Annotated in this window: 10 protein-coding genes; 4 read left to right on the top strand and 6 right to left on the bottom strand. The window is 49.0% G+C overall.

The window, feature by feature from the left end:
- Positions 1-156: 156 nt before the first annotated feature.
- Positions 157-369, top strand: a complete 213-nt coding sequence (locus tag NO352_RS05260) for a GntR family transcriptional regulator (RefSeq protein ID WP_326847666.1) — start codon at positions 157-159, stop codon at positions 367-369.
- 312 nt (positions 370-681) lie between these two features.
- Positions 682-1,917 carry an MFS transporter gene (locus NO352_RS05255; RefSeq protein WP_289355027.1) on the top strand — a complete coding sequence of 412 codons (1,236 nt, stop codon included), beginning with the start codon at positions 682-684 and terminating at the stop codon, positions 1,915-1,917.
- 190 nt (positions 1,918-2,107) lie between these two features.
- Here NO352_RS05255 and NO352_RS05250 read toward each other — a convergent pair whose 3' ends face one another.
- From NO352_RS05250 to NO352_RS05240, 3 genes are all read right to left on the bottom strand, one after another.
- Positions 2,108-3,112, bottom strand: a complete 1,005-nt coding sequence (locus NO352_RS05250) for a FecCD family ABC transporter permease (RefSeq protein WP_268600675.1) — start codon at positions 3,110-3,112, stop codon at positions 2,108-2,110.
- Positions 3,105-4,118: a FecCD family ABC transporter permease gene (locus tag NO352_RS05245; RefSeq protein ID WP_262866914.1), complete on the bottom strand. Its 1,014-nt coding sequence runs from the start codon at positions 4,116-4,118 to the stop codon at positions 3,105-3,107. Before NO352_RS05245 ends, NO352_RS05250 begins: the two co-directional genes overlap by 8 nt.
- A gap of 94 nt (positions 4,119-4,212) precedes the next feature.
- The gene (locus NO352_RS05240) at positions 4,213-5,256 is read right to left on the bottom strand and encodes an ABC transporter substrate-binding protein (RefSeq protein ID WP_163979391.1); all 1,044 of its coding nucleotides are present in this window, start codon (positions 5,254-5,256) and stop codon (positions 4,213-4,215) included.
- Between the two features lie 223 nt (positions 5,257-5,479).
- Here NO352_RS05240 and NO352_RS05235 point away from each other — a divergent pair, with 223 nt between their 5' ends.
- Together NO352_RS05235 and NO352_RS05230 are read left to right on the top strand one after the other, a co-directional pair.
- Positions 5,480-5,815 (top strand): ArsR/SmtB family transcription factor, encoded by a 336-nt coding sequence (locus NO352_RS05235; protein WP_005551896.1) that lies wholly within the window; start codon positions 5,480-5,482, stop codon positions 5,813-5,815.
- A gap of 157 nt (positions 5,816-5,972) precedes the next feature.
- A complete protein-coding gene (locus NO352_RS05230) occupies positions 5,973-7,742 on the top strand; it encodes a SulP family inorganic anion transporter (protein WP_005551895.1) in 1,770 nt (589 codons plus the stop codon).
- Between the two features lie 80 nt (positions 7,743-7,822).
- Here NO352_RS05230 and ftsY read toward each other — a convergent pair whose 3' ends face one another.
- The 3 genes from ftsY to rnc all read right to left on the bottom strand — a co-directional run bounded on the left by ftsY (position 7,823) and on the right by rnc (position 13,321).
- Positions 7,823-8,824 carry a signal recognition particle-docking protein FtsY gene (gene ftsY, locus NO352_RS05225; protein WP_005551894.1) on the bottom strand — a complete coding sequence of 334 codons (1,002 nt, stop codon included), beginning with the start codon at positions 8,822-8,824 and terminating at the stop codon, positions 7,823-7,825.
- A gap of 14 nt (positions 8,825-8,838) precedes the next feature.
- A complete protein-coding gene (gene smc, locus NO352_RS05220) occupies positions 8,839-12,411 on the bottom strand; it encodes a chromosome segregation protein SMC (RefSeq protein ID WP_289355026.1) in 3,573 nt (1,190 codons plus the stop codon).
- Positions 12,412-12,622: 211 nt separating this feature from the next.
- Positions 12,623-13,321 (bottom strand): ribonuclease III, encoded by a 699-nt coding sequence (rnc, locus tag NO352_RS05215; RefSeq protein ID WP_005551889.1) that lies wholly within the window; start codon positions 13,319-13,321, stop codon positions 12,623-12,625.
- Between the last annotated feature and the right edge of the window lie 7 nt (positions 13,322-13,328).

Below are 13,328 nucleotides of genomic sequence, written 5' to 3'. Positions count from 1 at the left end.
CTGCTGAATTGTTCAGGTCATCTGATGACTTTGGCATATTATAACGTATGATTGAAACCAATGTCACTCAATTTTAAAAATTAATTTTATAATATTTATATTTTTTGATTTTATATTTCAGTAAAAAGAAGATATCGTTACATGGCGGAAAATTAAATTAAAAAAGGCTCTAAGCTTATTCAAGAGCATCTGTTTGAACAGCTTCGCGGTGGAATTTATACCCCTGGCGACAAACTGCCTTCTGTCGAAGTATTTTTCTCAACATATGCGGTAGGCCGTTCTACTATACGAGAAGCGTTTAGTATGCTTAAAGCGATGGGCTGGCTGAAGCGAGCCACAATGAAGTTCTTATCCCAATGCTGCACATGACCATCAAAAATGTGCTGAGCATATGGGGGAGACTCGGCGCATTTTGGTTGTCAGAGGACGCTCATCCACGGCTCAGTTGCTGGAGGAGCACCGGGAAATCTATAACGCGATTGCAGCTCAGAATGAACAACTCTCATGCTGGAGCATTTGAGCAAAATTGAAGCCCTGCTTGAAGGCGGTATAAAAATTTCGTAGCTGCTCCATTCCCAACATCAGTTTATTATTATTATTTATTTAAAATAGTTCTTAAAAACCAAAATCATCCATGCTATAATGTGTAAAATTAGAAACAACATGAGGATGTGATAGGTTTTGAATCGCTCTTTCTACTCGCTTCTATCCAGCAGATCCTTCGCCAATCTTGCCGGATCGTTATATATGATGACGTTGATAGCAGCTGTTTATCAAATGACGGATTCGGCTGCTTTTGCCGGAGCAGTCTCCTTTATACGATCGATGGCGATATTGGCGAGCAGCTTCATGCTACCGATCTGGTATCGCCGCATGAGCCTCGCGTACGTTACACGTTTATTTTTGATATTACAGTTTGCGCTGTCGGCGATTGTCGCCTTCTCTATATCGCCGCTCGCATCGATGTTATCGACAACTCTATTTCTCGCCTATTCATTTTCTTCCATTATTGGCATTGGGTACGCAGAGGGCTGTGCTTCTGCAGCGGCAAATGCCCTCTATCCGCGCTTGGTGGAGGAAGAGAAGCGGGTTCACGCGAACAGTCTGGTATCAACCAGTATGCAAATGCTATCTTTACTTGGATGGATCATGGGCGGAATACTGGTTGCCAAGCTTGGACATTCCCTGGTTTTGCAATTGTCCGCAGGTCTTCTTTTTCTTGGCTGCCTCTGCATTTTCAAATTATCTTACCATCAAGAAGAGAGTGTGAAATCAAATAAGAAATCGCACTCTATCCTGGCAGGCTGGACATACCTGTTCACGCATCCTAAGCTGCGCGTCATTACATGGATGGACATTCTTGAAGGAGTAGCCGGTGGAATATGGATTGGCGGTGTTACGCTCGTCTTTGCACAGGAGGTGCTCCATAAAGATGAAGCGTGGTGGGGATATATTAATGCAGCCTATTATGCGGGAACAATTATTGGCGGACTCATTACATTGAAGCTGTCTGCACGCATTCATAACCATTTGGTCGGCACGATCCTGATCGGATCGTTTGGTGTCAGTTTGCTCGTATACGGGTATGCTTGGAACACGCAAGCATTTGTCGCATTAGCTATAGTGGTTCTAATGGGGCCATTCTATCAGCTTCGTGATATTGCTCAGCGTACATATGTACAGCAGGTCACCCCAATTGAAGAACAGCCGCATGTTTTTGCCGCGCAAAGCACCATCTCATACATATTGTTCGGAGTATCCGTACTGTTCGCTGGAACAATCTCTGATATTTGGGGACCCCAAGCCGTCTATGTTATTGGCGGCACGATGTATCTATTGTCCTCCGCAGGAGGATTTTTGCTTCGCCGCAAGCAGGAAGTAGCACATTCGGAAAACCATGCACCTTATTCTACCTGACCTGGCATTGGTTTGTGCCTTCTAACAAGTAACAAGACGGAGTAGCCAGTTTGGTCTCTCCGTCTTTCTTCGTCTTATTTATATATTGGGAAGAAATATAGTCAGCTAACCAAATCGTATGATCACCGTGATAGAACAGTGTACCCTCTGACATACGGCTCCATATTTCACCTATGAAAGCCGGCGAGGGCTAGGAGCGAATCTTGCGTTCTCTGCGCAATAAGTAAAGGAAATAAGGAGCCCCGATTACGGCAGTCACTAACCCTGCCGGGAACTCGATTGGCGGAACGATGGCGCGTCCAAGCGTATCGGCCGTCAACACCAAGATGGCGCCTAACAAGCCCGATACGGGCAGAAGAATGCCATGTTTGGCGCCCACAAGCCGGCGCGCCATATGCGGAGCGATCAAGCCCACGAAGCCAATTGCGCCGACAACGGCCACCGATGCGCCTGCCAAGGCTACTGAAACAGCTACCAGCGCAAGACGCTGCCGCTTCACCCGTTCCCCCAGGCCTGTCGCTACATCATCGCCCAAGCTCAGCACATCCAGCCTCGAAGACAGCAGCAGCGCAAGCGGGATGAGTGCCAGCATCCACGGCAGTACGCCCATCACTTCATCCCAGCCTCTGCCCCATATGCTTCCGGTAAGCCAAATCAGTGCTGCATTGACGCTGACCGGGTATTTGAACATGAAGTACTGGATTCCTGCATCGCACATCGCGCCAAGCGCTATGCCCGTCAGTGCCAGCGTCGTGGGACGAGCTCCGCGCCTATATACGAATGCAAATAGAAGTAGGGCTACCAGAGCCGCTCCGGCAAATGCGGATAAAGGCAGTGCGATTGCCGATGACCCAGGAAATAAAATAATGGTTGCACAAGCCGCTAAGCCTGCCCCTTTCGTAATTCCGATAACGTCCGGAGAAGCAAGCGGGTTCCGCAGTACGCCCTGCAGCACAGTTCCCGATATAGCAAGCCCGGCGCCCACAAGAACGGACAAGACGATTCGAGGCGAACGGTATTTGCCAAGGATGAACGCATGGTCTGTGCTTTGCCCCAACATCGTCTCGATCACTTGGTTCGGCGTTATATAGACCGCCCCCACTCCAAGGCTGATCAGGCCCATGATGAGAAGCAGCGCAACTAACGCGAGCACGACGAGCCGATGACGGCGCGCCATATTTACAGATCTATTCATTGTGCTTCCCTCCTGCATATGCCAAGTACAAGAAGAATGGTGTTCCCAGCATGGCGGTGACAATCCCAATTGGCGCCTCATACGGATACGAGATATAGCGTGAAGCAATATCCGCATACACCAGCAGCACCGATCCATACAGGGCGGAGCAAGGCAGCACATAACGCAGATCCACGCCGACCATCAGCCGGACGATGTGCGGTACCAGCAAACCTACGAAGCCAATCGGGCCGGCAACGGACACCGAGCCTCCCGCCAAAATAATGACGAGCAGACCGCCGGCGAATCGCGTTGCCTCGATTCTTGCTCCGAGCCCCCTCGCCACATCATCCCCCATGCTCAGCATCGTTAACGGCTTCGACAGAGCCAAAGCGCCCAACAAGCCAATGCTTGCCCATGGAAGAAGCACACCAACATGATGCCAATTCCGATTGCCTATCGCGCCGACCAGCCAATAGAGAATGCTGTCCGTTGTGTTCTCATGAAACAAGATCAATCCTTGTGTGATGGACGAAAGAAAAAAATGGACGGTCATTCCGGCAATGGCGAGTCGGGCCGGCTTTAAATCTCCCCCTGCGCTGATAAAATACACGATAAAGCCGCCCAAAGCCGCTCCCGCAAATGCGGAATAAACAAGCTGCTGCTGCGTCAACTCCGGCAGGAACACCGTTGACGTTACCACTATGAGCGAAGCGCCAGCATTGACGCCGAACACCTGCGGATTAGCTAGCGGGTTGCGCGTCATCGCCTGCATGATCGTACCTGCGACCGCCAAGCTGGCACCGATCAGAATTGCGATTAACGCACGGGGCAATCGGATCTCCTGAACGATAAGCATCTCCTTCGTTCTGTCCGCGAAGAACAGAGCCTTCAGCAAAGTAGGAAATGAAATCGAGGAGGAGCCCAGCGACACATTGATCATGACCCCTGCCGATAATAATGCGAAGCCAAGCAGCAGCGACAGGCCGAACGCCTTGCGCCTACCGCCGTGACGTAATCCCGTCATGCGTTACAATGCCCCTTTCTTTTTTCGTTCCTGGGCAGACAAAAAGTAGACGTTAACAAGTAACGCCTACCTCGCCCGTTTCCTGTCTTACAAATTATTTCTCCACTTTCCCGCTTCCGTACAGTTTCGAAATTGCCTCTTCCATCATTAATTCCCCGGCAACAATGCCGCGCCAGCGTGTCCATAAATTGCGATCCACTTCAATGACCTTTTTATTCTTCACGGCCTTCAGCTCCTGCCACAACGGATTGACGGACCACTCGTCCACGATCGTTTGCTCTCCGTCTGTCTTCATCAGGAACAAAATATCGGGATTGATATTCAGCAATTGCTCCAATGTTAGCTCCGCATAGGGTTCCTTCGGATCCTGTATCGCATTCATCAGACTGACCTTTTCCAATACGGCGCCGTCATAGGAGGATGATGTATGCGCTTTGAAGCTTTCTTTGCGCAAAGCAGCCGACATGACGGTCTGTTTCTCGTCTGATGGCGGCACTTGAGCCTTCAAAGCATTGATTTTATCCTTATGCTGTTCCAACCGCTGCTTTCCTTCCTCACTCATGTTCAGGGCGTCTGCTATCGTCTGGAAGGACGCCAAATTGTCTTCATAACTTGCTTCCAGACTCTTCAGCACGATTGTAGGAGCAATTTGTTTCAAGTCTTCATAAATCGCTTTATGACGTTTCCAATCCGCGATAATCAAATCCGGCTGCAGGGAGCTTATTACCTCCAAGCTTGGCTGCTTGCGCGTTCCAACTGACGTATAATCTCCAATCTTATCTGCTAGCGTCTTCAAAATTCGATCTTTATTTCCGTCATCGGCAATGCCGACAGGCTTCAAATCAAGTGATGCAAGCGCATCGACAAAGGAAAATTCGAGCACTACGACCCGCTTCGGCGATCCTTTCACCTCTGTCGTACCGAGCTCGTGCTTAATTTCTCGCGCGGCTTCTGTTTTCTTAGCGGCTGGTTGACTATCGTCGGCTTGGCTGCCCCCATTTGCTTGAGAGCCGCATCCCACGACGAGAAGCACTGTGAATAATATCGCCAGTACCGCTTGATATTTCTTTTTCAAAGTTACTACCCCCTGGTGTCCAACATGATGCCGTATACACTTTACATCAACATTGAGAATCATTATCACTTGTTCATCATATTGTGATTTGATCTAACTGTCAATGTAATCTTTAAATATAAATTATAGTATTTTATGGTATTATAAATTTTGTTTACATTTCTTTCTATGAGAAGACTGATTTGAACTTGATTTTGCAATCCCTTTTTCGCTAGCATTCGTTTTGTGGTAAACTAACACTAACCTGTATTGGATTCTTTTATTGTGAATAAGGGAGAAAGCCAACATGTATCCGGATATTCAGCATTTTAAGGCGGAGTTTTTCAAAGCATTAGCGCATCCTTTGCGGATAAAGATTCTGGAGATCCTATGCGAAGGAGATAAAACAGTTAACGAAATTCAATCCATACTCGGAACGGAAGGATCTTCTGTTTCTCAGCAGTTGGCCGTTCTGCGCGGCAAAAACGTAGTGTATGGCGTTAAGGATGGAACCTCTGTTATTTATTCCTTGCGTGACCCGATGATCAAGGATTTACTTCAAGTCGCGAAGCAAATTTTCAATAACCACTTAGTCAATTCCATATCTATGTTGAAAAACATGAAAAACCAAGAATCGTCCTAAAAAAGAGAGGAATATGAGTCCCCGACTCCTGTTTCCTCTCTTTCTTGTATAAAAGCACACCACATCCCTTCCTATACGCTTTGACAGGTATGCGAATCACCGTTATCATTTTAAATATTCAAATAATCAAATATTTAGAAATGGTGGGGAGTCATACATGAAACCGTTGTGGCGCGGTCGCTATGCCGAATACAGCTGGCAATCTTTTAGAAAAGATATGATTGCAGGCATGATCGTCGGTGTCGTTGCCATCCCGTTAGGCATGGCATTCGCCATAGCCTCCGGCGTTAAGCCTGAATACGGCTTATATACAACCATAATCGCCGGATTTATTATTTCGCTGCTTGGTGGATCCAAGTTTCAAATCGGAGGCCCTACCGGTGCATTTATTCCGATATTATTCGCAATTGTCATGCAATATGGGTTTGAAAACCTGCTGATCGCTGGCTTTCTTGCGGGAGTAATGCTTGTCTTAATGGGACTGCTGCGCTTAGGGGCAGTCATCCGCTTCATCCCGCGGCCTGTAACCATCGGTTTTACTTCAGGGATTGCCGTCATTATTTTTACAGGTCAAATTGCTGACTTTTTAGGGCTTCACCTTGAGAAGCAGGACAGCTTCATTGCCAATATGCGTGAGCTGATCATTCATATCCCAGCGGCCAACTTGTACAGTGTACTGACATCCTGTATTTGTCTTGTTGCCCTTCTTCTCGTACCCAAGTACATGCCCAAGGTTCCAGCTTCCCTGGTAGGACTTCTTTTATCAAGCCTTATTGCTGCTTGGCTGTATCCGAACCAGGTTGCTACGATTGGTACGACATTCGGCGCGATACCTAGCGGTATTCCTGACTTCCATTGGCCAGCATTAAGTTGGGATCGTATCCTTTTACTGCTCCAGCCTGCTTTTGTCATTGCACTGCTCGGCGGAGTAGAGTCTCTGTTGTCTGCACTTGTTGCCGACAGTATGACTGGTGAAAAACATAACAGCAATCGAGAGTTGATCGGGCAAGGCATTGCAAATATGATCGCACCGTTGTTCGGGGGAATACCGGCAACCGGGGCGATTGCACGCACAGCTACCAATATTCGCAGTGGAGCTGCTTCTCCTATATCCGGTATGGTACATGCCATCGTCGTACTGCTCGTGCTGCTGTTCCTTGCTCCCTTTGCTTCAGCTATTCCCTTGGCTGCAATGGCCCCGATATTGATGCTGGTAGCCTGGAATATGAGCGAGCGAAAAACATTTGCCAAGATTGCACGAACGAAAACAGCAGACTCGCTTATTTTAGTTGTTACCTTTTTGCTGACTGTGTTCATGAATCTGACGGTCGCCGTTCAGGCTGGGCTTGCGATCGCCATCATATTGTTTATCAAGCGAATGAGTGAAGAAGTAAAGGTCGATAAGGTTCTGCCTGATCCGCAGGATCAGAAAGCCAAAGTATCTGCAAGCGTCGTAAAGGACGGACGGAAATGTCCTCAAATTAGTATGGTCAGTGTTGAGGGGACGCTGTTTTTTGGCGCTGCCCACACGTTGGAGCAAGCACTATCCTCACAATGCGAGGATACACCGCATGTGCTAATTTTACGGCTGGGGCGTGTACCGTATTTGGACACAACAGCAGCTGCGCATCTATCCGCATTCGTGAGCCGTATCCAGCAGCAAGGCGGGATCGTGCTTATTACTGGGATTGCTCCTCAGCCAGCGCAAATGATGCACAAAACGGGACTGCAAGCCTTAATCGGGACAGAGCATTTTTTCAGAAGAACAGGCACAGCCATTGATTACGCTCTATCTCGGATTGCGCTATCCCAATGCCAAGGCTGTACACATTTTGCCTTTCGGGAGTGCAAGCAATTATGCTGTGCTCAGTCACTGCCGGAGCTATCCAAACAGCCGTTATCACAGCGAAGTACTTTGCAAATTTGATGAGCTGCACGATATTCTAACCAATATCATTTCATAAAAAGGCGTCCCTGACTGGGACGCCTTTTTCTACCTGAATGGTCTTATGCTTGCTGTTCTTCTTCCTGCTCCGCTTCTGCAATCAGTCCTGCGAACAAAGCATGAACGAACTGCTCGGAATCGAATTCCTGCAAATCTCCCATTTTCTCGCCGAGACCAACCAGCTTTACTGGCAGGTTCAGTTCTTGACGGATCGCAATGACTATGCCGCCCTTCGCCGTACCGTCCAGCTTCGTGAGCACTAAACCGGTAACGCCGCTTTTCTCACCAAACAGCTTCGCTTGATTCAGTGCATTTTGACCCGTTGTTGCATCCAACACCATCAATACTTCATGTGGAGCATCTGGCACTTCACGCTGAATGACGCGGAAGATCTTATTCAACTCTTCCATCAGATTTGTTTTGTTCTGCAAGCGTCCTGCTGTATCGCACAATAACACATCTACATTGCGCTGTTTCGCTGCCTGCACTGCATCGTACATCACTGCCGCTGGGTCAGAGCCTGCCTGCTGCTTAATGACGTCAACCCCAGCACGTTGTCCCCATACCTCCAGCTGTTCAATTGCACCAGCGCGGAACGTGTCTCCCGCCGCAAGTAAAACGGATTTGCCTTCTTGCTTGAAACGATGCGCCAACTTTCCGATCGTAGTCGTCTTCCCGACGCCATTAACACCGACGAACAGAATGACGGTCATTCCATTCGGATTTATGTTCAGTTTGTTAGAATCATCGCCACGCAGAAGCCCGATAAGCTTCTCGGACAATACCGGCTGCAGATCAGCAGCGTCCTCGATTTTTCGCTTCTTCACCTCATCGCGAAGATCGTCAATCAAGTTCATAACGGTCGTCACGCCGACATCGGCACCAATTAAGATTTCTTCCAATTCTTCATAGAATGCTTCATCGATTTTCTTGCGTCGCGTAATGAGCTCCGTTACCTTCTCCACGAGCCCTTTGCGAGTTTTCTCCAAGCCTTCCTTGAATATATTCGTTACGGACTCCGTCTTCGCTGCGATGCTATCCTTTAGCTTCTTAAAAAAACTCATGTCCTCTCCGCCCCTTATGCAATGATTGCTTCATCATCTTCCAACTTTACGGATACGAGCTTCGATACGCCGCCCTCTTCCATCGTAACTCCATACAGCACATCAGCCTCTTCCATCGTCCCTTTGCGATGAGTGACAACAATGAACTGAGTCTGCTCGGAAAATTCACGCAAATATTGAGCAAATCGCGTAACGTTCGCTTCGTCAAGCGCTGCTTCTACTTCATCAAGTACACAGAATGGAACCGGCTTAACATGCAGAATCGCGAACAGAAGCGCCATTGCTGTTAGTGCGCGCTCCCCACCGGACAGCAGTTGCAGGTTCTGCAGCTTTTTGCCTGGTGGCTGTGCCACAATGTCAATTCCCGTTTCCAAAATATGATCCGGATCAATCAATACGAGATCGGCCCGCCCTCCGCCGAACAACTTCGAGAACACGACGACGAACTGCTTGCGAATCGCATCAAATGTAGACTTGAACCGCTTTGACATTTCATCATCCATCTCTCGAATGACCTGATATAATGTCGTCTTCGCTTCGATTAGATCATTTTTTTGCTCACTGAGGAACTGATAGCGCTCATTTACTCGTTCAAATTCGTCGATTGCACCAAGGTTCACTTCTCCAAGCGCAGCGATCTGCTTCTTCAAATCACGCACTTCCTGCTTTGCTTCCTCAATATTTTCCGGCATAACGTACCGATGCTTTGCGAGTTCAAAGCTAATTTCATACTCTTCACTCAGCTTGCGCAGCAGGTTATCCAGCTCAACATCAAGCCGATTCGCTTGAATTTCGGTTTGGCGCATGGACTCTTCCACCTGTTTCAACTCTGTGCGCTGTTCCTTTGTATCACTCTCGGCAAGCTCCAATCGAGCAACACATTGCGCACGATCCGCACGCTTGAACTCGATCTGTTTGCCCGTTTCCTGCTTCTTCACGCTGAAATGATTTAAGTCTTCCGTCTGCTTCATCGTCTCGCGCTCTGCCGTTTCCAGATCAATCTGAACCTGTATCAACCCTTGTGTTAACTGCGTATACTCTTGTTCATACGCCTTCGCTTCCTGCTCGGATCGCGTCAGTTGCTCCTGCAGGGAGAACGATTCCTGATCCAGCTTGCCTTGACGAACCTTCAAATCCGTAAGCTGCGATTGCAGCACTTCCTTCTCTGACTCGTTCGCTTTGCGTGCGGATTCCGCTGTCTCAATCGAGACATGCAGCCGATCTTCATCAATTTTCAGCTCGGCAAGCCGCGCCTCCGCAGTACGACGGCCAGCATCCAGCGTGGACATCTCCTCTGCCGCGTGCGCCAGCTCTTGCTGCTCCATCTCAAGCGTTTCTGACAGCTGGCGTTCTTCCTTCTCCAGCTGCGCAATCTCGCTTGTCAGTTGCTGTTCATTAATGCGCTTCGTTTCTCCTTGCTCTCGAAGATCATCCAGCCGCTTCAAACCAGTCGTTGTGCGCTGCTTCAGCTCCGTATAGGTTTCCGTCAACTTGGCCAGCTGCTTTTCAGCTTCCTTAATATCTGCTTCCAGCTGATCCAATTGACGCTGACGTCCGAGCAGGTTCGCACTCTTCTTATTCAAGCTTCCGCCTGTCATAGAGCCGCCGGCATTGACGACATCGCCTTCTAGCGTCACAACACGATAGCGATATTGGAGCTTCGCTGCAATTCGGTTTGCGTCCTCCAGCGATTCCGCGATCACGACATTCCCGAGCAAGCTCCCAACAATGCTGGCATAGGCAGCGTCTGACTTAACCAGATCTGCTGCTACACCCACGAACCCTTCCGCTCCATTCACGATTCGGCGATCTGTATCATGCAGCGAACGCGGACGGATAACATCCAGTGGCAGGAAAGTCGCTCGGCCTAATTGGCGCTGCTTTAGGAACATGATCGCGTTCCGAGATACTGCCTCATTCTCCATAACGATGTGCTGCAAGGCTGCACCGAGTGCCGTCTCAATCGCCGTCTCCAGCTGTTCCGGTACGCGAATCAGTTCGGCAACAGCGCCGTGCACGCCCTGCAGTCCGTTTGGACGGCGGGAGGCCTTAAGCACTTCCCTTACACCGAGCATGAAGCCGTCAAAATCATTTTGAAGCTCCTGCATCGTATCACGACGGGACACCATTGCATCCGCTTTTTGCTGCCATTTGCGAACGGCCTGCTCCGTTTCGCCGAGAAGCGCCTCATCCTGCTTCAGCTGTTCACTCTCAGTCATATAACGGTTTCGAATATAAGCAAGGTCTTCCATGAGGGTTTCACTGCGGCGTTTCGCATCTTCTACCTTCTTTTGAAGATCCTTTTTCTCCTGCTCGCGCTTGTTTCGAGCTGTATTCATTTTATCGAGACGTTTTTGCAGCGCTTCTTTTTGCTGGTCATAGTACCGAATATCGTTGCGCTGCTGGGCCATCTGGTTCATAACCTCGAGCAGTTGCCCCTTCAGACTCTCTTCCGCATCCGAGCTTGTCCCTCCAGCTACACCAGCTAGCCGTGTTTCTTCCGCCACGATTAAGCCACGAATCTCAGCCATTTCGGTCTGCAATGCCAGCAGCTTCTCACGTACAGACTGTACTTCCAACTGCTTCGCACGCATCCGCTCCGATGTCGTCGTCAAGGTTGCCTTCATCTGCTGTTCATTCGACGTCAGATTCCGCTTGCGCTCTCTCAGAACCTCGCCTTGTCCCTCACACTTCTCATACTCTTCACTGTAGTGAAGAAGAGTAGCCTGCAGCTTCTCAAGCTCTTCTTCCAGCTTCCGCAACTCAATCCGATGCACTTCCAGCTTTGCATCATGCTCACTTACTACAGTTGATAAGGACAATTCACGTTCCTTCAACTGAGCAAGCTTCTCATTCGCCTGCTGCCAAGAGACATGAAGTTCTTCTATTTGATGAACATAGACTGCTATTTCTTTGTTTTTCAGCCATTCCCGTAGCTGCTTATAATGCCGTGCCTTTTCAGACTGCTCCTTGAGCGGTCCAATCTGATCCTCCAGTTCTACGACCAGATCATGAATGCGCAGCAAGTTCTGCTCGGTTTCGTCCAGCTTCTTTTTCGCGTCTCGTTTGCGGGATTTGTACTTAACAATTCCAGACGCTTCTTCGAATATACCGCGTCGATCTTCAGAACGAGTACTTAAAATTTCTTCAATTCGGCCTTGTCCAATTATGGAGTATGCTTCTTTACCGATTCCTGTATCCATAAACAGCTCGGTAATATCCTTCAATCGGCAAGCCTGCTTATTAATAAAATACTCACTATCGCCGCTTCGATGTACACGGCGCGTCACTGTCACTTCATTGAAATCAAGTGGAAGCGTATTATCGCTATTTTCCAGCGTTAATGACACTTCTCCGTAGTTCACAGCCTTGCGCGCATCACTGCCCGCGAAGATAATATCTTCCATTTTCCCGCCGCGAAGTGACTTGGCGCTCTGTTCTCCGAGCACCCAACGGATTGCGTCAGAGATGTTGCTCTTCCCGCTGCCGTTTGGGCCGACAACGCCGGTAATCCCCTGGACGAACTCTAATTCCGTCCGATCCGCGAACGATTTGAAGCCCGCCAGTTCCAACCTTTTTAAGAACATCGTTCTTCGATCACCTCAACGATTATTGTACCATATCGCGAATCCGAATCGTCGCATGGACATCCTGTCAATTTTCCGCGCGGTAACGTAGCTTCGGACAAAGAAAGAGCAAAAACCAGCCTGTAAGCAGCTCCAATTCCGCTCGCTTCGCGCGCTGTTCTTTGCTCTTTCTGCGAAACTGGCCGACGACGCGCGCCGGCCTTACAGTACGTTATGATTTCGGAATGACTAATTGCTCGAGTGCCTGTGCCGCTGCCTGCTGCTCCGCTTCCTTTTTCGAACGGCCAACTCCGCGGCCTAAGCATTCGTCACCCATACATACTTCAGATACGAATTCACGTTCATGTGCCGGGCCGCGTTCCTCGATAATTCGATATTCAAGCGAACCCAAATTGTGATGCTGCGTTAACTCCTGCAGCTGTGTCTTGTAATCATTCGTCTGCAGCTTACCGTCAAGCGAGATTTGCGGGAATATATGCTCGCGCAGAAAATCCCGCACCACCTCTAAGCCTTGATCCAAATAGAGCGCGCCGATGAACGACTCAAAAACATCCGCCAATAAAGCGGGACGAGTGCGTCCTCCCGTTAGCTCTTCTCCCTTGCCTAGCAGAACGTATTTGCCAAAATTAAGCTGATTGGCAAATTTCACGAGAGATGGCTCACATACGATGGAAGCACGCATCTTGGTCAACTCCCCTTCGGGCCGTGTCGGACATCGGTGATACAAAAATTCTGACACTGTCAGCTCCAACACAGCATCGCCCAAAAATTCAAGGCGTTCGTTGTCTTGGTGCTGGCCGAAGCGATGTTCGTTCACATAGGAAGCATGGGTGAACGCCTGTTTCAACAGCTGTCTGTTCCGAAAATGAATGTTCAGTTTCTGTTGTAACTGCTTCAATTCTACACTCAACTGTCTG

The organism is Paenibacillus sp. S-12, assembly GCF_030363895.1.
GTDB lineage: Bacteria > Bacillota > Bacilli > Paenibacillales > Paenibacillaceae > Paenibacillus_B > Paenibacillus_B alvei.
The sequence above is the reverse complement of the archived record's forward strand: the minus strand, read 5'-3'. Positions and strand labels throughout refer to the sequence as shown.

What these genes read in the sequence shown, in the direction of transcription:
- NO352_RS05245 (WP_262866914.1), bottom strand. Translation starts at nt 4,118, where the DNA reads ATGACGGGATTACGTCACGGCGGTAGGCGCAAGGCGTTCGGCCTGTCG.
- ftsY (WP_005551894.1), bottom strand. Translation starts at nt 8,824, where the DNA reads ATGAGTTTTTTTAAGAAGCTAAAGGATAGCATCGCAGCGAAGACGGAG.
- NO352_RS05230 (WP_005551895.1), top strand. Translation starts at nt 5,973, where the DNA reads ATGAAACCGTTGTGGCGCGGTCGCTATGCCGAATACAGCTGGCAATCT.
- NO352_RS05235 (WP_005551896.1), top strand. Translation starts at nt 5,480, where the DNA reads ATGTATCCGGATATTCAGCATTTTAAGGCGGAGTTTTTCAAAGCATTA.
- NO352_RS05250 (WP_268600675.1), bottom strand. Translation starts at nt 3,112, where the DNA reads ATGAATAGATCTGTAAATATGGCGCGCCGTCATCGGCTCGTCGTGCTC.
- smc (WP_289355026.1), bottom strand. Translation starts at nt 12,411, where the DNA reads ATGTTCTTAAAAAGGTTGGAACTGGCGGGCTTCAAATCGTTCGCGGAT.
- NO352_RS05240 (WP_163979391.1), bottom strand. Translation starts at nt 5,256, where the DNA reads ATGATTCTCAATGTTGATGTAAAGTGTATACGGCATCATGTTGGACAC.